At 69.8% G+C, this 23,604-nt stretch carries 20 protein-coding genes and 1 tRNA gene; 13 read left to right on the top strand and 8 right to left on the bottom strand.

Going from position 1 to position 23,604, the window contains the following annotated elements; all coding sequences use genetic code 11:
- Positions 1-69 precede the first annotated feature (69 nt).
- The 8 genes from ABD093_RS01290 to ABD093_RS01255 all read left to right on the top strand — a co-directional run bounded on the left by ABD093_RS01290 (position 70) and on the right by ABD093_RS01255 (position 10,848).
- Positions 70-1,074, top strand: a complete 1,005-nt coding sequence (locus tag ABD093_RS01290) for a phosphatase PAP2 family protein (RefSeq protein WP_193118228.1) — start codon at positions 70-72, stop codon at positions 1,072-1,074.
- Positions 1,075-1,177: 103 nt separating this feature from the next.
- Positions 1,178-3,943 carry a type I DNA topoisomerase gene (topA, locus tag ABD093_RS01285; RefSeq protein WP_343922008.1) on the top strand — a complete coding sequence of 922 codons (2,766 nt, stop codon included), beginning with the start codon at positions 1,178-1,180 and terminating at the stop codon, positions 3,941-3,943.
- A 374-nt stretch (positions 3,944-4,317) separates the two neighbouring features.
- Positions 4,318-5,664, top strand: a complete 1,347-nt coding sequence (locus tag ABD093_RS01280; RefSeq protein ID WP_343922007.1) for an ABC transporter substrate-binding protein — start codon at positions 4,318-4,320, stop codon at positions 5,662-5,664.
- Positions 5,661-6,824 carry a carbohydrate ABC transporter permease gene (locus tag ABD093_RS01275; RefSeq protein WP_319021618.1) on the top strand — a complete coding sequence of 388 codons (1,164 nt, stop codon included), beginning with the start codon at positions 5,661-5,663 and terminating at the stop codon, positions 6,822-6,824. The genes ABD093_RS01280 and ABD093_RS01275 overlap by 4 nt, the downstream gene beginning before the upstream one ends.
- Positions 6,821-7,675 carry a carbohydrate ABC transporter permease gene (locus tag ABD093_RS01270; RefSeq protein WP_193118231.1) on the top strand — a complete coding sequence of 285 codons (855 nt, stop codon included), beginning with the start codon at positions 6,821-6,823 and terminating at the stop codon, positions 7,673-7,675. Before ABD093_RS01275 ends, ABD093_RS01270 begins: the two co-directional genes overlap by 4 nt.
- 139 nt (positions 7,676-7,814) lie before the next feature.
- A complete protein-coding gene (locus tag ABD093_RS01265; protein ID WP_343922006.1) occupies positions 7,815-8,891 on the top strand; it encodes a Gfo/Idh/MocA family protein in 1,077 nt (358 codons plus the stop codon).
- A complete protein-coding gene (tmk, locus tag ABD093_RS01260) occupies positions 8,888-9,619 on the top strand; it encodes a dTMP kinase (protein ID WP_193118233.1) in 732 nt (243 codons plus the stop codon). Before ABD093_RS01265 ends, tmk begins: the two co-directional genes overlap by 4 nt.
- A 20-nt stretch (positions 9,620-9,639) precedes the next feature.
- Positions 9,640-10,848, top strand: a complete 1,209-nt coding sequence (locus ABD093_RS01255; RefSeq protein WP_377802394.1) for a DNA polymerase III subunit delta' — start codon at positions 9,640-9,642, stop codon at positions 10,846-10,848.
- A 41-nt stretch (positions 10,849-10,889) separates the two neighbouring features.
- Here ABD093_RS01255 and ABD093_RS01250 read toward each other — a convergent pair whose 3' ends face one another.
- The 4 genes from ABD093_RS01250 to ABD093_RS01235 form a co-directional block, all read right to left on the bottom strand.
- On the bottom strand, positions 10,890-12,191 hold the full coding sequence (locus ABD093_RS01250; RefSeq protein ID WP_343922004.1) for a DUF3027 domain-containing protein: 1,302 nt from the start codon (positions 12,189-12,191) through the stop codon (positions 10,890-10,892).
- 4 nt (positions 12,192-12,195) lie between these two features.
- Positions 12,196-12,582, bottom strand: coding sequence for a cold-shock protein (locus tag ABD093_RS01245; RefSeq protein ID WP_193118235.1), 387 nt, complete (start codon positions 12,580-12,582; stop codon positions 12,196-12,198).
- Between the two features lie 309 nt (positions 12,583-12,891).
- Positions 12,892-13,590, bottom strand: coding sequence for an NUDIX hydrolase (locus ABD093_RS01240; RefSeq protein WP_343922003.1), 699 nt, complete (start codon positions 13,588-13,590; stop codon positions 12,892-12,894).
- Positions 13,587-14,297: an endonuclease III domain-containing protein gene (locus tag ABD093_RS01235; RefSeq protein ID WP_343922002.1), complete on the bottom strand. Its 711-nt coding sequence runs from the start codon at positions 14,295-14,297 to the stop codon at positions 13,587-13,589. The genes ABD093_RS01240 and ABD093_RS01235 overlap by 4 nt, the downstream gene beginning before the upstream one ends.
- Before the next feature lie 156 nt (positions 14,298-14,453).
- Here ABD093_RS01235 and ABD093_RS01230 point away from each other — a divergent pair, with 156 nt between their 5' ends.
- The gene (locus ABD093_RS01230; RefSeq protein ID WP_076808401.1) at positions 14,454-15,131 is read left to right on the top strand and encodes a Crp/Fnr family transcriptional regulator; all 678 of its coding nucleotides are present in this window, start codon (positions 14,454-14,456) and stop codon (positions 15,129-15,131) included.
- A gap of 245 nt (positions 15,132-15,376) precedes the next feature.
- On the opposite strand, the gene ABD093_RS01225 is transcribed toward ABD093_RS01230, so the two are convergent.
- From ABD093_RS01225 to ABD093_RS01210, 4 genes are all read right to left on the bottom strand, one after another.
- Positions 15,377-16,207: an MBL fold metallo-hydrolase gene (locus ABD093_RS01225; protein WP_193118238.1), complete on the bottom strand. Its 831-nt coding sequence runs from the start codon at positions 16,205-16,207 to the stop codon at positions 15,377-15,379.
- A gap of 7 nt (positions 16,208-16,214) precedes the next feature.
- The gene (locus ABD093_RS01220) at positions 16,215-16,733 is read right to left on the bottom strand and encodes a RidA family protein (RefSeq protein WP_193118239.1); all 519 of its coding nucleotides are present in this window, start codon (positions 16,731-16,733) and stop codon (positions 16,215-16,217) included.
- Positions 16,734-16,737: 4 nt separating this feature from the next.
- Positions 16,738-16,908, bottom strand: a complete 171-nt coding sequence (sp36, locus tag ABD093_RS01215; protein WP_264298765.1) for a Sp36 family protein — start codon at positions 16,906-16,908, stop codon at positions 16,738-16,740.
- Between the two features lie 252 nt (positions 16,909-17,160).
- Complete coding sequence (locus ABD093_RS01210; protein WP_193118240.1) at positions 17,161-17,463, bottom strand: WhiB family transcriptional regulator; 303 nt, start codon at positions 17,461-17,463, stop codon at positions 17,161-17,163.
- A 774-nt stretch (positions 17,464-18,237) separates the two neighbouring features.
- Here ABD093_RS01210 and ABD093_RS01205 point away from each other — a divergent pair.
- The 4 genes from ABD093_RS01205 (at position 18,238) to ABD093_RS01190 (ending at position 23,395) form a co-directional block, all read left to right on the top strand.
- Positions 18,238-20,637: a penicillin-binding protein gene (locus ABD093_RS01205; RefSeq protein WP_343922001.1), complete on the top strand. Its 2,400-nt coding sequence runs from the start codon at positions 18,238-18,240 to the stop codon at positions 20,635-20,637.
- Between the two features lies 1 nt (position 20,638).
- Positions 20,639-21,577, top strand: coding sequence for a metallophosphoesterase (locus ABD093_RS01200; RefSeq protein WP_343922000.1), 939 nt, complete (start codon positions 20,639-20,641; stop codon positions 21,575-21,577).
- 57 nt (positions 21,578-21,634) lie between these two features.
- A tRNA-Pro gene (locus ABD093_RS01195) sits at positions 21,635-21,708 on the top strand.
- A 688-nt stretch (positions 21,709-22,396) separates the two neighbouring features.
- A complete protein-coding gene (locus tag ABD093_RS01190) occupies positions 22,397-23,395 on the top strand; it encodes a C40 family peptidase (RefSeq protein WP_319021620.1) in 999 nt (332 codons plus the stop codon).
- Positions 23,396-23,604 lie beyond the last annotated feature (209 nt).

The following is a 23,604-nucleotide window of genomic DNA, read 5'->3' as shown; positions in this document are numbered from 1 at the left end:
GCGCCGGACGATCGCGCCGGGACCACTCCCCCGGAGGATGACGGGGCCCCACCCCAGGAGGACGACGCCATGACTCCTCCCCCGGAGCCCGGAGCTCGCACCCGGCGCCGCCGCACCGGCGCCCTCGCGCGTCCGCTGCTGGCACTGCTGTGCGCGGCGATCTGCGCCGGTCTCGCCGTGCTGCTGGCCCGGACCTCGGTGGGCACCGCGAGCGGACAGCGCCTGGACCAGCTGATCCTCTCCGGTGCGCAGGACCACCAGGGCCGCCTCTCCCACTACGCAGAGCTCGCGGTGGGGACGGTGAGCGTGCCGGTCATGGCGGGCCTGCTCGCCCTCGCGCTGGTCCTGGTGCTGATCCGGCGTCGGCTCACCCTGCTGGTCCCGCTGGCTCTCCTGGTGGTCGGCGCGAACATCACCACCCAGGTGGTCAAGCATCTGGTCGTCACCCGCGAGGCGCTCGGTCCGGGCATCGAGGTCACCCCGAACTCGTTCCCCTCCGGGCACACCACCCTCGCAGCGACCGCGATGATCGCCGTCGTGCTGGCCTCGGGCCGGCTCCGCGCTCTCCTGGCACCGCTGGGAGTGATCTGGACCGCTGCCGCAGGCGTCGGCACCCTGGTGCTGGGCTGGCACCGGCCCAGCGACGTCGTCGGGGCGATCGTCATCGTCGCCGGCTGGACCGTCCTGGTCCTCGCGATCGACGGCCTGCACACGCGGCACCGGCTGGCGCGGGATGCGACGCGCCCCGGGCGCGGGCGCCGGCGCCGCGACGCGTCCCGGGTCACGGGTCCCACCGCAGAGTCCACCACCCTGCTGGACCTGCGCACCGGGGCCGCCGACCGCGTCGTCGCCGTGCTGCTGGGCCTGGCCGGGCTGGCGGGGGTGGTCTACGGCGCGTTCGAGCTGGCGACCCTGGGCCTGCCCCTGGATCTTCAGGACGCCGCGCAGCAGACGTCATCCTTCGTCGCCACGGCCTCTCTGATCGCGGGTGGCACGGCGTCCTGGATGGCGCTGGTGCTCGTTCTGCGCACGCCGACATCACACAGGAGCAGCCCCGGCGACCGTGTACCGTGAACAATCGCCGAGCGCAGATGATGCGTCCGGCTGATCCCGGACCACGGCATTCGGCCACGGCGGACGGGCCGCGACGACTCGCGGCGAGGAAGGACATATCAACGTGACTGGCGGACGGCATCTGGTGATCGTCGAGTCCCCTGCGAAGGCGCGGACCATCAGCCGATACCTGGGGGACGACTACATCGTTCAGGCATCGGTGGGACACATTCGTGACATCCCGGTGCCGCGCGACCTTCCCGCGGAGATGAAGAAGGGCCCGTACGGCAAGTTCGGGGTCGACGTGGACGGCGGGTTCGACCCGTACTACATCGTCAGCCCCGACAAGAAGAAGACCGTCGCGGACCTCAAGAAGGCCCTCAAGGACGCCGACACCCTCTACCTCGCCACGGATGAGGACCGGGAGGGCGAGGCGATCGCCTGGCACCTCCTGGAGACCCTCAAGCCCAAGAAGTCCCTGCCCGTCAAGCGCATGGTCTTCCACGAGATCACGAAGGACGCGATCCTCGCCGCGCTCGAGAACACCCGCGAGATCGACTCCCATCTGGTCGACGCACAGGAGACCCGTCGCATCCTGGACCGCCTGGTCGGCTTCGAGCTCTCGCCCGTGCTGTGGCGCAAGATCAAGCCGTCCCTGTCGGCCGGTCGCGTGCAGTCCGTCGCGACGCGCCTCGTGGTCGAGCGGGAGCGCGAGCGCATGGCGTTCGTCGCCGCCGACTACTGGGACGTGACCGGCACCTTCGGGGCCCAGTCCGAGCAGTTCACCGCGAAGATCGCGACCGTCGACGGCGCCCGTGTCGCCTCCGGCAGCGACTTCGCCGACGATGGCACCCTCAAGCCCAAGGCCGCCTCGGCGACCGTGCTCACCGAGGAGTCCACGCGGACCCTCATCGAGGCGCTGACCGATGCCCCCGCCACGGTCTCCTCGCTCGAGTCCAAGCCGTACACCCGCCGCCCGGCGGCACCGTTCACCACCTCCTCGCTGCAGCAGGAGGCCTCGCGCAAGCTGCGTCTCGGCGCCCGCCAGGCGATGCGGGTCGCGCAGTCGCTGTACGAGAACGGCTACATCACCTACATGCGTACCGACTCGGTGACGCTCTCCGGCGAGGCCATCAAGGCGTCCCGGGCCCAGGCCGCGGAGCTCTACGGCTCCCAGTACGTGCCGGACAAGCCGCGCTACTACCAGACCAAGTCGCAGAGCGCCCAGGAGGCGCACGAGGCGATCCGCCCCGCGGGCGACCGCTTCCGCACCCCGGCCGACGTGTCCGGCTCCCTCTCGGGCGACGAGTTCCGTCTCTACGAGCTGATCTGGAAGCGCACCGTCGCCTCGCAGATGGCCGACGCGAAGGGCACCACCTCGACGGTCGAGCTGCAGCTGGAGCAGAAGGACCGCACCGCGACGTTCCGCGCCGCCGGCACCGTGATCACCTTCCGCGGCTTCCTCGCCGCCTACGAGGAGGGTCGCGACGCGAGCCGCTACGGCTCCGACGAGGCCGAGGGCAAGGGCGACAAGCGCCTGCCGCAGATGGAGGAGGGCCAGAAGCTCGACACCCGCGAGCTGACCCCGGACGGCCACTCCACCACGCCTCCCCCGCGGTACACCGAGGCCTCGCTGGTGCGGGCCCTCGAGGAGCGCGGCATCGGCCGTCCCTCGACCTACGCCTCCACCGTCGCCACCGTGCAGGACCGTGGCTATGTGCTGCGCCGCGGCACCGCCCTGGTGCCCAGCTGGGTGGCCTTTGCGGTGGTGCGCCTGCTCGAGGAGCACTTCGGGGCGTTCATCGACTACGCCTTCACCGCGCAGATGGAGCAGCAGCTGGACCGTATGGCCCAGGGCGAGCTGAGCCGGTCGGAGTACCTCAAGAACTTCTACCACTCCGATGGCACCGACGGTCCGATCGGCCTCAAGCCGATGGTCGACGACCTGGGCGACATCGACGCCCGCGCGATCAACAGCATTGCCATCGGCGAGGGCATCACCCTGCGGGTGGGCCGCTACGGCGCCTACGTCGAGCGCGCCGCCCGGGACGAGAACGGCGAGCTCATCGAGGGCGCCGATCCGCAGCGGTCCTCCGTCTCCGATGACGTCGCCCCCGACGAGCTGACCGTCGAGCTCGCCACCGAGATGCTCGAGCGCGCCAAGGACGACGGCAAGGTGCTGGGCACCGATCCGGAGACCGGCCACGAGGTCGTCGCCAAGGACGGCCGCTTCGGTCCGTACGTCACCGAGATCCTGCCCGATCCGGAGGAGACCGGCGGCAAGAAGGTCGCCAAGGCCAAGCAGCCCAAGCCCCGCACCGGCTCGCTGCTGAAGACCATGGAGCTCTCGACCATCACCCTCGAGGACGCCCTGAAGCTGCTGAGCCTCCCGCGGGTGGTCGGCACCACGGAGGACGGCACCGAGGTCACCGCGCAGAACGGCCGCTACGGCCCGTACCTCAAGAAGGGCACGGACTCGCGGTCGCTGGAGTCGGAGGAGCAGCTGTTCACCGTCACCATGGAGGAGGCGGAGAAGCTCTACGCGCAGCCCAAGACCCGGGGTCGCGCCGCCGCGAAGCCGCCGCTCAAGGAGCTCGGCACCGATCCCACCAGCGAGAAGCCGATCGTGATCAAGGACGGCCGCTTCGGTGCCTACATCACCGATGGCACCACGAACGTCTCGCTGCGCGCGTCGGAGAGCGTCGAGGAGATCACCGAGAAGGTCGCCATCGAGAAGCTCGCGGAGAAGCGGGCCAAGGGTCCCGCGAAGAAGCCCGCCGCGAAGCGCAAGGCTCCCGCCAAGAAGAGCACGACCGCGAAGACCACGACGGCGAAGAGCACGACCGCGAAGACCACGACGACGACGAAGAGCACCACCGCGAAGAAGTGAGGCCGCCCGGACCCTGAGCCACAGGGTCCGAGCGGAGGGCTCCGACTGCGAGCCTGCGAGAACCAGGGGCACGGACCATGCGGTCCGTGCCCCTGTCGTCGTCCGCGCCGTCGTCGTTCGCCCGGTCCCAGCCCGCCCGGATGTCGCACTCCCTGCCGTCGTCGGCCCGTGCCGTCGTCCGCCTCTCCCGCCCGACAGCCATGACCGGAATGTCAGGAATCGTCCCCGTCACGGTCACAGCTGCTCACCACGGGTCACGAGGTGGTCACAGGGGGCTTCAGAATCGTGTTCGCAGAGCCGCTATGGCGCGATCACCTGCGGAAGCGGCCTACAGTGTGACCAAGAGCTCGTTGTTGACTCACGAAGGAGTGATCATGGATCGACGTCTCAGCCGGCGCACGATCATGACCGGCGCCGCGGCCACCGCGGCGCTGGGGATGACCGGATGCCTGCAGAACCCTGACCCCAGCGGCGGCGGTGGTGGTGGCGGGGGCGAGAAGTACACGCCCGGCGACACCCCGGGAAACGGCTCGGTGAGCATCCTCGGGGCCTTCGGCGGCCAGGAGCAGGAAGCCTTCATGGCCTCCCTCGAGAAGTTCGAGGCCGATGCGAAGATCACCATCAACTACACCCCCGACAAGGACTTCACCAACACCATCCAGCAGCGCGCCGGAGCCGGCGACGCACCGGACATCGCCCTGTTCCCGCAGCCCGGCGGCATGTTCGACCTCGCCGGGAAGGGGCTGATCACGCCGATCGACGCGTTCCTGGACTACGACGCCCTGAATTCGACCCTGATCCCCGGCTTCCTCGACTCCGCACGGTTCGAGGGTCGCGTCTACGGCGCCCCGATGCGCATGGCCTGCAAGTCGCTCATCTGGTACCCGAAGAAGGCGTACGAGAAGGGCGGCTACTCCGCGGAGCCTGCCACCATGCAGGAGCTCACGACGATCACGGAGAAGATCAAGGCCGACGGCATCGCACCGTGGTCCGACGGCTGGGACGACGGCCAGGCGACCGGCTGGGTGGGCACCGACTGGATCGAGGAGTTCATGCTCCGTGTGCACGGTCCGGTCGTCTACGACGACTGGACCAAGCACCGCATCCCCTTCAACGCCAAGGAGGTCGTCGAGGTCTTCGACATCGTTGGCGAGCTCCTCAAGGGCAAGGGCAACGTGCTGGGCGGGACCGACGCGATCATCAACACCCCCTTCTCCGAGGCGCCCCTTCCCCTGTTCGAGGATCCGACCAAGGCGATGCTCGTGCGCCAGGGCAACTTCGTCACCGGCTTCTTCCCCGAGGACATCCAGGCGAACATGGACGACGAGGTCGGTGTGTACGCGATGCCCACCTGGGAGGGCGGCTTCGACGGCCAGCCGATCCTCGGCGGCGGCGACCTCGCCTCGCTGTTCACCCTCAACGACGACACCGTGAAGGTCATGGAGTTCCTGACCTCGGATGCCTTCGGCGGCGAATGGGCGGCGGCCGGTGGCTGGCTGAGCCCGCATCGCACCTTCGACCAGTCCCTGTACTCCGACTCGATCACCCGGCAGGTCGCCGAGATCGCGTCAGGGGCGGCGGTGTTCCGTTACGACGGCTCGGACCTCATGCCGACGGCCGTGGGCGGCGGATCCTTCTGGACGGGCATGGTCCAGTGGCTGCAGGGCACGAAGACCTCTCAGGAGGTCTGCGACGAGATCGAGGCCGGGTGGCCGAAGTGACCACCACGGCCCCCACTCGTCATGGGTCCGACGGTGCAGCGCCTCTGGAGCGGAACGAGCGCAAGAGCTCTCCGGCCCGTCCGGCGCGGGTGATCATCGGTGCGGTCGGCATGGCCGTCACGGCCTGGTTCGTGTGCAACGCCTTCCTCGCCTTCGCGTACTACCCGCAGTGGTTCGCGAACTCGGGGATCCTCGTCGGGGTCCTCGGGCTGGTCATCGGCATCGGCGGCTCGCTGCTGTTCTTCTACTTCCTGAACCTGTGCATCGAGGGCTTCCCGTCGAGGTTCGCCGAGGGGCTCATCCCGTACGCCTTCCTGCTGCCGGGATTCAGCCTCATCGCAGTGTTCCTGCTCTATCCGACGGTCCAGACGATCATCTACTCGTTCGCGAACGATGATTCGACGGCCTGGGTGGGGCTGGACAACTACCGGGCGATCTTCAGCAGCGGCGCCTTCTGGTCCTCCCTGCTGAACAACTTCCTGTGGATCCTCATCGTCCCGGTCGTCACCGTGGCGTTCGGCCTGGCGGTCGCGGTCCTCGCAGACAAGCTCTCCCCCACCGGGGAGAAGACGGCGAAGTCGTTCATCTTCCTGCCGATGGCGATCAGCTTCGTGGGTGCGGCGACGATCTGGGGGCTGGTTTATGCCTACAACTCGCCCGGTGAAGCACAGACCGGCCTGCTCAACGCGATCGTCACCGCCCTCGGCGGGGATCCGCAGCCCTGGTACCAGATCGACACCGCGCGGCTGAACTCGCTCGCGCTCATGGTGATCCTCATCTGGCTGCAGACGGGCTTCGCGATGGTGCTGCTGAGCTCCGCGATCAAGGGCGTCCCCGAGGACACCGTCGAGGCGGGCCGGATGGACGGCGCCAGCGAGATCCGGATCTTCTGGCAGATCATCTTCCCGCAGGTGAGGACCACGCTCATCGCCGTGCTGATCACGGTGCTGATCCTGGTGCTGAAGGTCTTCGACATCATCTACGTCACCACCAACGGCCTGTACAACTCCGACGTGATCGCGAACCTCTTCTTCCGCAAGCTGTTCACCGATCAGCAGGCCGGTCAGGCCTCGGCCGTCGTCGTCGTGCTCCTCCTCCTGGTGATCCCGATACTGATCTACCAGGTCAAGAGCTTCAGGGACCAGGAGGCGAACCGATGAACGGGACCATGAAGGACGGGCGCAAGCGCTCGCTCGTCGCGACCATCACCATGCCGCTCCTGGCACTGCTGTGGACGATCCCCACGCTCGGTCTGCTCGTGACGAGCTTCCGTTCGCGGGAGGCCGCCGCCTCGACGGGCTGGTGGAGCAGCCTCTGGGAGGGCGGCTGGACCTTCGACAACTACGCGACGGTGCTCGGGGATCCCTCGATCTCCGGCTCGTTGATCAACTCGATCGTGGTCGCCGTGCCGGCCACGGTGCTGCCGATCATGTTCGCCGCCTTCGCGGCGTATGCGTTCACGTTCATCGAGTTCCGTGGCAAGGACTTCCTGTTCATCGCGATCGTCGCGGTGATGGTGGTGCCGATCCAGGTGTCCTTCCAGCCGATGCTGGATCTGCTCGGGCCGCGCGGGCTCGGGATCAACGGACAGTTCGTGGCGGTGTGGATGCTGCACACCGGCTTCGGGATGCCGCTGGCGGTCTACACGCTGCGCAACTACATGGCGACCCTCCCGACCTCGGTCGTGGAGAGCGCGAAGATCGACGGTGCCTCGCACTTCCAGACGTTCTGGCGGCTGGTGGCGCCGATGTCCTCGCCGGCGATCGCGGCCTTCGCCACCCTGCAGTTCCTGTGGGTGTGGAACGACCTGCTCATCGCCAAGCTGTTCCTGGGCGGCGGCGACAACAAGACGGTCATCGTGAGCCTGCAGCAGATGCTGGGCACCCAGGGGCAGGGCGCCGAGCTCCTGACCGCCGGCGCCTTCGTCTCCATGGTGATCCCGATGCTCGTCTTCTTCGGGCTCCAGCGGTTCCTGGTGCGCGGCATGACAGCAGGCTCTGTCAAGGGCTGATCGACGTATCGCGAGGAACGAGGGAGAGGAGACCAGCCGGAAGTCAAGGGCTGATCGACCGATTGCGCCGACGGCGGACGTCTCTCCACAGCGACCCCGACACCTCCGCGGTGTCGGGGTCGCTGGGTAGATTGGTCCCATGAGCGAGTCCGACGCATCCCGAGGCAGCGACGCAGCGCCCACCCTGGCCCTTCCTGCCTCCACCGTTCCCGATCCGGCCGGCGCCCCCGGTCTGCGCTGGGGCGTGATCTCCCCGGGGCACATCGGTGACCAGTTCACGGCGACGGCGCACCGCGCGACGGCCTCCCGCGTGGTCTCCGTCGTCTCCCGCTCCCAGCAGCGGGCCGAGGACTTCGCCGCGAAGCACGGCATCGAGAGCGCCTTCGACGCGGTCGAGGAAATGCTCGCCGCGGGCGGGCTCGACGCCGTCTACGTCGCCTCCCCGCACGCGCAGCATCATGAGCTGACCCGTCCCGTCCTCGAGGCCGGCATCCCGGTGCTCGTCGAGAAGGCCTTCACGCTCAACGCCGGCCAGGCCCGTGACCTGCTGGGCCTCGCCGGTGAGCGCGGCGTGTTCGCCATGGAGGCGATGTGGGCACGCTTCCTGCCCCAGTACGACGTGCTGCGCCAGGTGATCGCCTCCGGCGTTCTCGGCGACGTCATCGAGGTCGCGGCGGATCACGGGCAGACCTTCCCTGCTGATCCGTCCCATCGCATGTACAACCCTGATCTCGGGGGCGGCGCACTGCTCGACCTCGGCGTGTACCCGATCTCCTTCGCGCAGATGGTGCTGGGCGATCTCTCCGGCCTCGCCGTGCGCGGTGACCTCACGGATACCGCGGTCGATGCCTACTTCGGCCTGCTCGCGACAGGGTCCGAGGGCGGTCGCGCCCGGCTCTCCTCCACCCTGCTCGCCCGCACCCCGACCGAGGGCGTGGTCAGCGGCACCGCAGGGTCGGCCCGGCTCTCCGGGGCCTTCTTCGCCCCGGGGACCCTCACGGTGTCCCTGCACGACGGCCGCTCCGCGACGTTCTCCCATCCCGGCGAGCCCGGTGACGGCATGGCGTACGAGATCGCGGAGGCCGCCCGTCGGATCTCCGCCGGGGATCTCGAGTCGCCGCTGATGAGCTGGGCCGATACCCTCAGTGTCATGGAGACGATGGATGCCGTACGCGCCGAGCTCGGCGTGGCCTACCCCTCGGAGGCGCACCCATGAGCCTCCTCGACATGTCCCGCGGCCTGCGCATCCCGGCGCCGCATCCGCCCAAGCGGGGAGTATTCATCTCCTTCGAGGGCGGCGAGGCCGCCGGCAAGACCACGCAGATGCAGATGCTGCGGGACCACCTCGTCACAGAGCGCTTCGTCGCCGAGGACCTGATCCTCACCACCCGCGAGCCCGGCGGCACCGAGCTCGGCGCGAGCATCCGTGAGCTCCTGCTGCACGGCGAGCACGTCGACCCCCGCGCCGAGGCCCTGCTGTACGCCGCGGACCGCGCCCACCACATCGCCACACTCGTGCGGCCCCATCTGGCGCGCGGCGGCCTGGTGCTCGGCGACCGCTATCTCGATTCGTCGATCGCCTATCAGGGAGCAGGTCGCTCCCTCGAGCCCGACGAGATCGGATCGCTCTCCCTGTGGGCGGCCGACGGGCTCCTCCCCCACCGCACGATCCTGCTGGATGTGCCCACCGATGCCCTCGACGAGCGCCGGGTCTCCGCGGACCACGATCGTCTGGAGAAGGCGGGCCAGGACTTCCATGCCACGGTGCGCCAGGAGTTCCTGGACCTCGCCGCCGCCGATCCCGAGCGCTTCGCCGTCATCGACGGCACCCTGCCGCGCGAACAGGTCCACGCCCAGGTGCTCGAGGCCGTCAACGGGGTGCTGGGCATCTTCGACCCGACCTTCGAGCCGGCACCGCCCACGAAGCACCGGGACGAGATGTGACCGCCCCCAGCACGAACGGGATGTCCGGGAACGCTCCGACGGCCGCTGATCCCGCCGTAGCCGGCCACGCAGCTCCCGGGGGAACCGCGCCCGGGGTATGGGCCGACGTCGTCGGTCAGGACGCCGCGGTCGCCCAGTTCCGTCGGGCCGCCTCCCCGCAGGGCTCCCTCGCGCAGGCCTGGCTGATCACCGGGCCGCCGGGCTCCGGCCGGTCCACGGCGGCACGCGCCTTCGCGGCGACCCTGCAGTGCGAGACGGGCACCGGCTGCGGGCACTGCCGCAGCTGCCGGACGGTGCTGGCGAACACCCATCCGGACGTCACCGTGGTCGCGACCGACAAGCTCTCCATCGCGAAGGAGGAGGTGCGCGGGCTGGTGATGACCGCCCAGCGCGCCCCGGCGACGGGGCGGTACCGGGTGCTGATCGTCGAGGACGCCGACCGCATGAGCGCAGGCACCTTCAACGTGCTGCTGAAGTCCATCGAGGAGCCTCCCCCCTCGACCGTGTGGATGCTCTGCGCCCCGTCGGCCGAGGATCTCGCCCCCACCATCAAGTCCCGGTGCCGTCTGGTGGCCCTCTCGGTGCCGCCCTCCGACGTCGTCGCCGAGCTGCTGCGGCGACGGGACGGCGTGGACGAGAACCTCGCGATGCGCTCCGCACGCGCCGCGCAGGGGCACATCGGCCTCGCGCTGCGCTACGCCACCCAGGAGGGCGCCCTCGCCGCCCGTGAGGAGTCGGCCCGCACGCTGCTGGGACTGCGCGGGGCGGGTGAGGCCGTGCTCGCGGCCCAGGCGCTCGTGGACCGCGCCACGGCGGAGGCGAAGGCCCATGCCGACACGGTCGCCGTGGAGGAGAAGGAGCGCTTCCTGCGCTCCGCCGGCATCGACGACGGCAAGGTCCCGCCCTCGCTGCGCTCCCAGGTGCGACAGCTCGAGGAGGACGCCAAGCGACGCCAGACCCGCCTCGTGCGTGACGTGCTGGACCGCTATCTGCTCGACGTCCATTCGGTGCTGCGCGACGTGCTGAGCCGTCAGCTCGGCAGCGGCAGCGAGCTGGTGAACGTGGAGGTCGCCGACGAGATCGAACGATCCGCGGGCGGCGGCTCGGCGAAGACCACGCTCGGGCTGCTCGAGGCGGTGCAGGAGACGAGGGCACGCATCAGCGGGAATGTTCCCCCGCTGCTCGCTATCGAGGCCCTGCTCGCCCGCCTGGCGGTCTCGCAGCGCTGAGGCCCGCTCGCCTCTGAGCTCACCTCGAACTCACGCCGAGCTCAGGCCTCGGTCGGAGCCGCGTCCCCATCCTCGGAGGCAGCCGGGGCATCGCCTGCTACACCCGAGGCATCGGTGTCGCCCGTCGACTGCGCCGGCGCGTCGGCGTCACCCTCCGGAGCAGCGTCCGCCGCTGGAACGTCGTCTGCCGCCGGAGCAGCGTCCGCCGCTGGAACGTCGTCTGCCGCCGGAGCAGCGTTCGCAGCGGGAGCTTCCGCCGCGGCCTGCTGGACCTCGGGCGTCGCGGCCTGCACGTCCTCGGCGGAATCCGCCTCGGGCACCTCTGCAGCGGACGCGTCGGTCACGGGGGCGGCGGTCGCCGGAGCGTCCGTCGCAGGCACATCGGTCGCCGGGGCATCCGTCGCAGGCTCCTCCGGCGTGGCCTCGCCCGTCGCGGGCCCGACGGTCACGACAGCGTCGACAGGCTTCTCGGCAGCATCCTCGGATGCTGCGTCCGGCGCCGCATTCGGCGCGGCGTCCGTCGTCGCCTCCGAGGCTTCGTCGGAGGCGCTCGTCTGGAGCTCGACATCGAGCTCATCGACCACGACGCCGCCGGCGCGCGGGATCTCGCGGTCGGCCTCCTCCTGGCCGGTCTCGGAGTGCGACCCGCAGCCGAAGCCCAGGTGCACGACCTTGCCGTCGGCCGGGGACCACTCGTTGGTGCACACCCCGAACTTGCCGCGCAGCGAGCCGGAGAGCTTCGAGAGGAACCCGCAGCTGGAGCAGTTCGCCGAGATGGTTCCGCGTCGGCCCCGGCCCGAGGTCTCCCGCGGGCCGAAGTCGCCATCGATCCATCGCTCAGCGGCCTCGGCGCGCCCCTGCGGGGACAGCACGCGCGGGCGGCCCAGGCCGAGCTCCCACAGCGCGACCGCGTCGGCGTCCTCCTCGTCGGTGGCCTCGTAGCCCTGCTCGAGCCGCGGGTCCTCGTCGCGGTACGGGAGCAGGTCGTCGGCGCCGATGTCCTCGGGCTTCAGACGCTCCGACCAGGGCTCCCACTCGGGAGCCAGGATCGCGTCCTCGCCCGGGAGCAGCGCGGTCTCCGCCACCGTGGCGGCCTTGGCGCGCGCCGCACGGGTGACCACCACGACCCAGGACCATCCGCGGTATCCGGGCATCGTGCACTCGAAGACATGCGTGACGATGCGGTCCCCGCTGGCCTCGGCACGCAGGTGCTCGCCGACCTGGCCGGGCTCGGTGACCTCGAGCAGCGCCTCGCGCGCGAGCTCGACGGCAGCAGCCGCCACCGCGTCCAGCCGGGGCCGGACGGTGCGGGGGCGACGGGGGGCGGTGGTCGGCTGGGTCATATGTTCAGGCCTCGAAATTATCGGCGACGGCGCGGAGCACGGTGGAGATCTTCTGCGAGTGCCCGCGATCGGGGTAGCGGCCCTGGCGGAGGCCGTTGGATGCATCGTCCAGCAGACGGATGAGGTCTTCGACCATCCCCGCCATCTCGTCGGGCTTGAGCCGGCGCGCACGGCTGACCGACGGAGCGGGCTCCATCAGCTGCAGCGACAGCACCTGCGGGCCACGACGGCCATCGACCATATCGAACTCGACCCTGGCCCCGGGACGGAGCGCAGTGGCTCCCTCGGGGAGGTTCGAGGCGTGCACGTACACGCTCTGACCATCCTCGTCATCGAGGATGAAGCCGAAACCCTTCTCGGCGTCGTAGAACTTCACCTTGCCGCGTGGCACGTGGATCCCATTCCTTGTCTGCTGATGTCGGTCTGCTGGTTCAGGTGCCCGGGCGATCACGGATCCGCTGGGGATCCGACGGAATCCGTACGTTCCCCGGGCGTGCCGGAGACCGTCCGGCAACAATCCAGTCTAGCGTGCGCGGCACCGCTCGGGGCGAGCGCCTTTCCCGAGTTCGTGACCGTGGCCACGGGCGTCGCCGCCCGATCGCCCGGGCGAGGGCTCAGCAGCGTCCGCGCGAGCCCTCAGCGTCCCTCTGGAGAGCACTCAGCGCCGTCGGACGGCCGCTCAGCGCCGTCGGCTGGGCACTCAGCGCCGCCGCTCGGGCGGTATCTCGCGAGTCGCGGCGCCCGGCGGCACCGGATCCAGGCCGAGGCCCACCAGCATCTGCTCGAGGATCATCGCGGTGAATCCCCAGACGAAAGCATCCCCGGGGAGGTCGAACACGGGGCCGACGCCCTGACCGTGCAGCAGCCCGCGCCATCGGTGGGCGGGGTCGGCGAGGGACCCCGCTCCGGTCAGCGGCGCCCACACCACACGTTCCACCTCGATCGGGTCCTGCACCCCGAGCTCGGGAACCGACGGGGACCAGCTCAGGACGGGCGTGACCCGCTGCGCGCGCCACGGCATCGGGATCGGGGCGAATGCCCCGATCACCTCGACATCCTGAGGGACCAGGCCGGTCTCCTCCTGAGCCTCGCGCAGGGCCGTGTGCACATCGTCCCGGTCGCCGGGGTCGGCTCCGCCTCCGGGGAGGGAGAACTGGGCGGGCTGCGAGCGCAGGGCATGGCCGCGCTCCTCGAGCACCACCTGCGCGTCGTCCAGCCCGGTGCCGGCGATATGGATCAGCACGGCGCTGCGCCGCGCCGGCGCACCGTCGACCGGTGGATCGCGGGGGTCGGCGTCGCGCCGCACGAGCACCTCGCCGCGGCGGGCCCGCTCGGCGAGCGGGAGGAGGAAGCCCGGCAGCGCGGCGGAGCGCCCGCCTCCGGGACGGAGTGCGGTCATGCGACACCTGCCTGCTGGGTCAGCCCGATGCGCGGACACACGTCCACGAGCACGCAGCTGCCGCAGTCCGGCGCCCGGGCGGTGCAGACGCGCCGCCCGTGGAGGATGAGCCGCAGGCCGAGGACCGCGAGGTCCTCGTCGGGGCTGCCGGTTCCGTCGGCGGCGACCCGGCCGACGACGTCGGCCTCGACCTTGCGCGGGTCGGTCTGCTCGGTCCATCCCAGCCGGCGCGAGAGTCGACCCACATGCGTGTCGACGGCGAGCAGGGAGTGGCCGAACCACGCGCCCCGCAGCACATGGGCCGTCTTGCGACCCACCCCGGGCAGTGCTTCCAGGGCGGTCTGAGAGTCGGGCACCTCGCCGCCGTGCTCGGTGACCAGGCGCTGCGCGAGGCCGATGATCCGACGCGCCCGGGTCGCTCCCATACCGAGCGGACGCACGATCTCGGTCACATCAGCATCGGCCGCCCCGGCGAGCGCTTCCGGATCGGGCCAGGCGGCGAAGAGTGCAGGGGTCACCTGGTTGACGCGCACATCGGTGGTCTGGGCGGACAGCACCGTTGCGACCAGCAGTTCGAAGGCGTCGGAATGGTCGAGCTCGGTGCGGGCGTCGAGGTGGAGATCGCGGAGCCGCGAGGCGACGATGCCAGCGTCGGCCGGTCCGACGGGGCGGCTGGCGGCACCCGGTCGAGCGCTGCTCTGCACCATGCGAAATGCTCCTCATCCAGCGTGTGACACATAACAGGGGCTTCGGCGCGATAGTGTTTGTCCATCATGTGACAGCCACCACCGAAGTTAGTGGCATCGGTCACAGGGAAGCACAGTACGGTCCCGGCAGTCGGGGCCCCACCATCAGGAGGTTCCGTGGACGAGAACATCGTACGGTCATCGCCGCTGTTCGCTGCACTCGACGAGGACGGCAAGCAGGCCGTGCTGGCGTCGATGAAGCAGGAGGACTATCACCGCAGCGCGATCATCTTCCGCGAGGGTGATCCCGGCGATCGGCTCTTCATCATCGGCTCGGGCAAGGTCAAGGTCGGTCACGCCTCCGGCGACGGCCGCGAGAACCTGCTCGCAGTCCTCGGCCCGGGCGAGACCCTCGGCGAGCTGTCGCTCTTCGATCCCGCACCGCGCAACGCGACCGCGACCGTGGTCGCCGAGTCGACGCTCTACTCGCTGTCGCAGCAGGACCTGTACCGGGTCCTCGCGCAGCGTCCCGAGGTCGGCCGTCACCTGCTCGCCTCGCTCGCGCGGCGCCTGCGCAAGACGAACGAGTCGCTCGCCGACCTCGTCTTCGCCGACGTCCCCGGTCGCGTGGCCAAGAACGTCCTCGACCTCGCGCAGCGCTTCGGTCGCCAGACCGACGACGGCGTGATGGTCGCCCACGGCCTCACCCAGGAGGAGCTCGCCCAGCTGGTCGGCGCCTCCCGCGAGACGGTCAACAAGGCACTCGCGGACTTCGCCTCGCGCGGCTGGATCCGCCTCGAGGCCCGCGCCGTCCTCATCTCCGACGTCGAGCGACTGCGCCGCCGCGCCCGCTGATCGGCACCTGTCGGGCGCACACGATCCGACACGCACGTCGAATCCCCCGTTTCGCACCGTGATGGTGGCGAAACGGGGGATTCGACGTTCTTGGGGAGCCGTCCGGGCCGTGCCGGGGTTCCAGCTGCACGCCAGGCGGAGTCGTGCATGGCCGCCGCGTCGGCAGTCCTGGCCCAGCGCGCCACCCTGGCCCGGCGCACCTTCCTGTCTCAGCGCACCTTCCTGGCCCGGCGCACCTTCCTGTCTCAGCCCGCCTCGGCGAGGTAGTCGAGCGTCGCCCGGAGATTCCAGCGGGCGGCCTTCTGCAGGGACTCGGGGAGATCCGACCCGTAGACCGATCGCAGCAGGCGCTCCAGCGTGAGCACCCCTGCGGTGCGGGCACGACGCACCTGGTCGATCCGTTCGTAGCGGTGCGCGAGGGCGGTCTCGATCGCCTCGAGCGCGGCGAGGGGGTCCTCGTAGGCCGGGCCGTGGCCGGGATGGATCGAGCCGATCCGCCCGTCCAGCGCCATCGCCCGCAGGATCGAGAGCGACTGCAGGTACTCGGCCAGGTTCCCGCCGTCGTCCGGCACGATAACGGTCGAGGAGCCACCCAGCAGCGTGTCACCGCTGAGCAGGCGGCCGCCGTCGACGAGCACGGCGACGGAGTCATCCGTGTGGCCGGGGAGGTGGATGATGTGCCCGACCGTTCCCTGGTCGCCCTCGAGGGTCGAGGGCAGGGGGCGGGAGCCGGGCAGAGCGGTCCGGTCCGCGGCCCACAGGGGCACGTCCCGCCCGCTGCGCGCGGACAGCTGACGGGCCAGGGTCGCGGCGCCGGCGGTGTGGTCGAGGTGACGGTGGGTCACGAGGACCCCCATCGGCCGCGCCTGCGCACCGCAGGCCACCAGCAGATCCGCGAGGTGCTCCGGGTCCTTGGGGCCGGGATCGATCACCCAGACCTGGTCCTGGTCGCGCAGGATGTAGCTGACGGTCCCGGTGAGCGTCATCGGGCCGGGGTTCCCGGCCCGGACCGCGATCAGCTCGACGGCGCCGACCTCCGGGTCCCGCTGCGGCAGGTCTTCGGATGCATCCGCCATGGCGCGCTCAGACCGCGGGGGCGGAGTCCGGCGCGGCAGGGCCGTCCAGCTCCACCAGCAGATCCAGTTCGACCGGAGAATCCAGCGGGAGCACGGCGACCCCGACCGCGCTGCGCGCATGCCGACCGGCGTCCGCGAAGATCTCGCCGAGCAGCTCGCTGGCGCCGTTGATCACGGCGGGCTGCGCTGTGAACGACGGGTCGGAGGCCACATAGCCGGTGAGCTTCACGATCCGCACCACGCGGTCGAGATCGCCGATCAGGTCCTCGATCGCGGCGAGTGCGTTGAGGCAGCTGGTCGCGGCGAGCTCGACAGCGCGCTCTGGGGTGACCTCCGCCCCGACCTTGCCGGTCTCGGGGAGTGCGCCGTCGATGAACGGCAGCTGTCCGGAGGTGTGGACCTGGTTCCCGCTCGCGACCGCCGGGACGTAGGCGGCGACGGGAGCCGCGACGGCGGGCAGGCTCAGACCCAGCTCGTCGAGCCGTGCCCGGACCCGCGTTCCTGGGCCCTGTGCTGGGGTGCTCATCGGCTCAACCCGCAGAGAGGGGACGCTTGAGGTACGCGACGAGATTCTCGGGGTTGGGTCCGGGGACGACCTGGACCAGCTCCCACCCCTCCTCGCCGTAGTTGTCGAGGATCTGCTTGGTCGCGTGGATCAGCAGCGGAACGGTCAGGTACTCCCAGCGGGTCATGGTGCTCATGGGGCGAGCCTACCGGCCGGACGCGACGACGGAGGGGTCGGGGCGCGCGCCCCGTCCAGAACCGTCAGCCGCGTCCCGAGCCACCGACCGCGTCCGGAATCGTCAGCCACCCGGCAAAGCATCGGCTACCCGGCGGCCGTCAGCCACCCGGCAGGTCATCGGCCGCCCGGCGGGCCGTCAGCCACCCGGCAGGTCATCGGCCGCCCGGCGGGCCGTCAGCCGCCCGACGTGCTCCCGAACGCCCGGGACCCTTCAACTGCCCACGGCCTCCTGCGTCGCGCGGCGCAGCACGGAGGACCAGTCGCTGACGTCAGGGTTCCGGCGCAGCAGCCGACGCCGCTCTCGCTCCGTCATCCCGCCCCACACCCCGAAGTCCACGCGGTTGTCCAGAGCATCGGCGAGACATTCAGTCCTCACCGGGCATGCTCCGCACGCCGTCTTCACTGCATGTTGCTCCGCGCCCTGCACGAAGAAGCCGTCCGGATCCATGGTCACGCACGCTCCGCGCGTCGCCCAGCTCGAATCCTCGGTGATGGGAATGGCCCCGATCGTCATGTGCATCCTCTTTCGGAATCCTCGTTGACCCGTTTTCTCTGACCACTGTATGGAGACGCACGCCACAGTGCAAAATTTGAGGCCATCGCGTGACCTTCGCGTGATAATCACGCCCGATATCCGGACCCCGTCGGCCCCACTGCCAGCTCCTGTATCGGCCACTCTGTCAGCCTCTCTCTCGGCCCCGTCTCGGCCTCACGTCGACCCCGCATCGGCCCCGCATCGGCCCCGCATCGGCCCCAGGCTCGCGCCCGGTCACCGATTCCACTGATCCGTGCCACCAGCGGGACGTTCTCGTGGAATGGATCGGCGTGTCACCCCAGCTGTCCAGCGCCTCGCCCCCGCCAACGCTTCCCGGCACCCAGCACCCAACACACGGCACCCAGCACCCAGCACCCAGCACTCAGCACTCAGCACCCAACTTCCGGCCCCGACGCCCATCTCCTTCCCCCGTCCCGGCAACCGGGCGTCCCCCCGGTCACCGATTCCACTGAACCGTGCCACCAGCGGGACGTTCTCGTGGAATGGATCGGCGTGTCACCCCGGCCGTCCCACGGCACCGCGACTCTGCGACCCCACGTCACCGCGACTCTGCGATCCCGCGACCCCACGGCACTGAGACTCCACGGCACAGCGACCCCGCACCCCTGCGGCACCGCTGCCGCGCGATCTCGCCGTCCCCGCACGTCTCGGACGTGCACCGAGTTCGTGAAGATTTCCTGAGCTTGGGCACGTCTCGTGGCCTCGCGGGTGTCCTCGCCGTACTGTTGGAGCATGGCCAGTACTCCGTCCAGCTCCGGTTCCGGACGCTCCCTCCCCGTCGCCCTGGCGCAGACCATCTACCTGCTGCTGGGGATGCTCGCCGTCTCCGCTCTGGCCGGGGTGCTCCTGGCCGCGTTCTTCCTGCCGGCGGTCTCCGCCTCCTCGAAGGTCGCCGAAGATGGCGTCGCGCTGTTCGAGTCGTATCCGACCGAGCTCGAGGTCGAGCCGTTGAACGAGGCCAGCCGCATCGAGGCCTCGGACGGCTCCCTGCTGGCGACCTTCTACACCGAGAACCGCATCATGGTGCCGCTCGAGGAGATCTCCCCGTACATGCAGCACGCGGTGATCGCGGTCGAGGACCGCCGCTTCTACGAGCACGGCGGCGTGGACGCCAAGGGCATGATCCGCGCCTTCGCCTCCAACGCGAGCGGCGGCGCGACCCAGGGTGGCTCCACGCTCACCCAGCAGTATGTGAAGAACGCTCTGCTCATGGACGCCGTCCAGAAGGGCGACCAGGAAGGGATCAACGAGGCGACAGCGCAGACGTACAGCCGCAAGGCGAAAGAGGCGAAGCTGGCGATCTCGCTGGAGAAGCGGTGGAGCAAGGACGAGATCCTCAACGCCTACCTCAACGTCGCCCAGTTCGGCCCCTCGCAGTACGGCGTCGAGACCGGTTCGCGGCACTACTTCTCGAAGAACGCGAAGGACCTCAACCCCGGTGAGGCGGCGCTCCTGGCCGGGATCACCAACGGCCCGAACCAGTACGACCCGGTCAGCCACCCGGAAGCCGGCGAGAAGCGCCGCAACGAGGTGCTCGGCGATATGAAGCGCGAGGGGTACATCACCGACGAGGAGTACGACAAGTACACCGCCCAGCCCGTCGAGGACATGCTCAAGATCCAGAATCTGCGGGCCGGATGCGCCGACGCCGGTGACGGCGGCTTCTTCTGCGATTACGTCACCCGCTCGCTGCTGAACGACCCGGAGTTCGCCCCGACCTACGAGGAGCGCCGCAAGCTGCTCTACGGCGGCGGGCTCACGATCAAGACCACCCTGGACCCGGAGAAGCAGGCCACGGCCAAGGACATCCTCCAGCGCAAGGTCCCCGGCGACTCCGAGAACGGCTTCGGTCTCTCGATCGTCACCGTCGAGCCGGGCACCGGCAAGATCCTCACCATGGCGGAGAACCGCACGTTTAATCCGTACCAGGACGCCAAGCCCGGCGAGACGGCGATCAACTACAACGTGCCGCAGGCCCTCGGCGGGTCGAACGGATTCCCCGTCGGCTCGACGTTCAAGCCCTTCGTGCTCCAGGAATGGCTCAAGAGCGGCCGCAGCATCCAGGACAAGGTCAGCACGAAGCGGGAGTCGATGCCGAGCTTCCCGGCGCATTGCCTGCCCCGGGGGGCCTGGCGTGAGCAGCCGGGATACAACCCCGACAACGCGGTCTCGGTGCAGATCGCGCCGATGGAGACCGTCCTGAACGGCACCAAGTTCTCCATCAACACCGCCTACGCGAACATGGCCCGCCAGATCGATCTGTGCGACATCGCCGACGGGGCGCGCGATATCGGCGCCATCCCGGGCAAGTACAACCCGTACGACAGCACCACCTGGGACATGGACATCGCCGATATGTACGGCCAGACCCTGGCCCCCTCCGCGGTGGTCCTCGGCCAGCTCCAGGTCTCCGCCCTCGACATGGCGGGCGCCTACGCGACCTGGGCCGCCGGCGGCACCTACTGCAAGCCGCAGTCCATCACCGAGGTGACGGACCGCAACGGCGAGGCGATGGGGATCTCCGGATCCGAGTGCCATCAGGTGGTCGACAAGAAGGTCGCCGACACCATGGCCTGGACCCTCCAGCAGGACCTCGAGGACCCCAAGGCCACCGGTAAGGGCAAGATCATCCCGGGCCATCCGGCCGGCGGCAAGACGGGCACCTCGAACAAGCAGTACCACACGTGGTACGTCGGCTTCACCCGTCAGATGTCCACCGCCGTGTGGTTCGGCCACCCCCAGGGCGACAAGCGTCCCGGCGGCTTCACCGTCGACGACACCATGCTCCGCAGCGGCCACGTCTGGGGCAACACCGTCTCCCTGCCCACCTGGCAGGAGTACATGACGAAGGCGCACGAGGGACTGCCGAGCAAGCCGTTCCCCGCCGCTCCGCCTGCGACCAAGACCCAGGCGAACGGGTCCGTGGAGAAGGGCAAGGTGCCCAGCGTGTCCGGCAAGTACCTCTCCGAGGCCAAGTCCGCGATCGAAGCCGCCGGGTATGTGCCGGAGGTGCGCAACGAGCCTTCCAGCACGGTCGGCAAGTGGTACGTGATCGGCACGGATCCCGCCGCTGGCAGCTCGCTGCCCGAGGGGGAGACCGTGGTCATCCGGCAGTCCACCGGTAAGGGCTGAGATGCGGCCGCTTCTCACGGCCGCAGGTTCGGTGGGCCTCGCGGGACTCGGAGTCGGCGCGGCGGCGCATATCTGGGCACGCCACGTCGAGATCCACCGGTACACGCTGCGTGAGCTCACGCTGCGGATCCTCCCGCCGGGCACCCGGACCATCCGCGTGCTCCACATCAGCGACATCCACCTGGTGCCGGACCAGGAGCGCAAGATCGCCTTCCTGGAGTACCTCGGGGCGCTCAACCCGCACCTGGTCATCGACACCGGGGACAACATCGCCTCGGCAGCAGCGATCCCCGTGCTCGCCGAGGCTCTGGATCCGCTGCTGCGGCGCCCGGGCGCCTTCGTGATGGGCTCCAACGACATGTTCGAGCCCGCCCCGAAGAACCCTGCCCGCTACCTCCTCCCGGATCCTCGCCCGGACGGCATGACCGCACCGCGGGATTTCACCCTCCCCACGGAGGAGCTCGCGCGTCGGCTGACCGCTCACGGGTGGAAGGACCTCACCAACTCCCGCGCTGTGATCGAGCTCGGCGGGCTCGAGGTGCGTCTGGCCGGTGTCGACGACCCGCACCTCGAGCGCGACGAGATGCCGGCTCCGGCGGATCCGGCCCCCTCGGACCCTGCTCACGGCCACGTACTGCGACTGGGAGTCGCCCATGCGCCCTATCGCCGGGTGCTGGACGCCCTGACTGCCGATGGCTCCGACCTCCTCCTGGCCGGCCACACCCATGGCGGGCAGCTCCGCCTGCCGGGGTTCGGCGCGCTGGTGACCAACTGCGATCTGCCCCGGCAGCAAGCACGAGGCCTGTCCACCTGGCAGGACGTGCCGCTCCATGTGAGCGCCGGCATGGGCGCCAGCCCCTACTCGAACTATCGGCTGTTCACCCCACCCGAGGCGACCTTGCTCACGTTGCGCGCCCGCGAGGCGAGCACGGGTTCCTGACACTGCAGAACCCCTGCTAAAGTTTCTCTTCGATGCACCGCTTCGGCAGCGCATCACCGGGGTGTGGCGCAGCTTGGTAGCGCGCCTCGTTCGGGACGAGGAGGTCGCAGGTTCAAATCCTGTCACCCCGACCGGTTCTCAGGGCCGCGATGCTGGCAACAGCATCGCGGCCCTGAGTCATTCGCGCCTCCATCCACCCCGGGCCCGGCCTCCCGCGGATCATGAGCCTCCGGGCCATCCGAGCCATTCGCCTCTGGGCCGTTCACAGCCGAGGCCCTCACCCCTGAGCTGCTCGCCTCCGGGCCCTTCGCCTCGGAGCCGTTCACGTCCGGGCTGCTCTCGCCGGAGCCGCGCCTGGGAACAGTCGGCGCCCGCCGTCCGGCACACCGAGAGGGCGAGAACGGGCTCCTGAATTACATTGGTGTAACTATCACAGTGATGTCCGAATTGTGTGGACAACACGTCGAGGGTTCCAGATTTCTTACAAAATCTTGGTAAAAACGTCGGACTTCCTGAGTAAAGCCACCTGTGGGCTGGAAACTCCCTGCACATACAGTGACCTGTGGTGCTGCCTCGAGCTGGGCACCGACCGAGTCGCCGCCTTCCCGTCACCGGCCCGGTCCCTTCCTCGCTTCCCTGGGTGACGGGCGCAGGTTTCTCACGCGCGCAGCGCGCGAGAATTCCACGAGGCGCCGGAGAAAGTGATCGCTGCAGATGTTCCGCACCGCAACTCGAGGTACGCACCGGGCAGCCGGCCGTGCCGTGATCGACTACCGGGGGCTTGCTGCTCCGGTCGGTCGAGGCGTGGGAGGTGTCGCCGTGATCGGCGCCGTCTCGGCCACCGCCGCCATCACGGGCACCGCCACTGCGACCGCGCAGCCCGCCGCCCCCGCGGCACCCCAGGGCACTGTGCGCGCCGCTGCACCGGCCGTCGCGCCCGCAGCCCCCACCCAGTCCAACTATTCGAGCGTCAAGCTGCGTCTCGGGGCTCGCGGCGATGCCGTGAAGCACCTGCAGAGCCAGCTGAACTCCCATGGCGCCTCGCTCCGGGTCGACGGATCCTTCGGCTCCTCCACCCTGCGCGCCGTCAAGGCTCAGCAGTCGTCGGCCAGCATCAACGTCGACGGCGTCGTCGGGCCGGTGACCTGGAACTCCCTCAGCGGCGGATCCTCGTCCTCGGACTCCTCGTCGTCGTCGTCGCAGCCGAAGCTGCGTCAGGGAAGTCGCGGCGGCGCCGTGAAGACCCTCCAGTCGCAGCTCAACGCCCGGGGCGCCTCGATCGCGGTCGACGGCTCCTTCGGCCCGGCGACCGCCTCCGCGGTCCGCTCCCTGCAGTCCGCCGCCGGCATCCGCGTGGACACCGTCGTCGGGCACAACACCTGGAACGCCGTCTACAGCTCGGTGCGCATCTCCAACAGCGCTCCCAGCCGAGATGACGACCGCGGACCGAGCACCGGGAACTCGATCAACGGGCAGGCCATCGTCAATGCGGCCCGCAGTCAGGTCGGGGTCGGCTACACGTGGGGCGGTTCCTCGCCCTCGACCGGTCTCGACTGCTCGGGCCTGGTGTACTACGCGTACAACCAGGCCGGCAACTCGATGCCGCGCAAGACCGCCAAGGGCTACACCTTCGGCGGCAGGATCATCTCGCAGTCCCAGGCACAGCCCGGTGACCTCGTGGCCTTCACGGGTAACGACTACGGCCACATGGGCATCTATGCGGGCAACGGGAAGATCATCGACGCCTCCGGCTCACAGCAGCGGGTCGTCGAGCGCTCCATCTGGGGCGCGCCGCATGTCTTCGTCACCTACCGCTGATCCTCGGACCAGCTGCACGGACTGACGTCCAGGACCACGACGGCCTGCTCGACGCGACAGCGTCAACGGGAAGGAGCAGGGCGACGTGAAGGAGCCCGGTCGGCACTGCCGACCGGGCTCCTGTGCGTCCGGAGTCCATCGGGCACCCGCGAGGTAGGGCGACCGACCACAGAACATCCGACGGCGACGCAGCGGGCAGCAGGCAACAG

The sequence above is a fragment of the Brachybacterium tyrofermentans genome (assembly GCF_039526165.1).
In the GTDB taxonomy this organism is placed as follows: domain Bacteria; phylum Actinomycetota; class Actinomycetes; order Actinomycetales; family Dermabacteraceae; genus Brachybacterium; species Brachybacterium tyrofermentans.
Note: the sequence above shows the minus strand (reverse complement) of the source record. Positions and strands in the feature narration are given on the sequence as shown.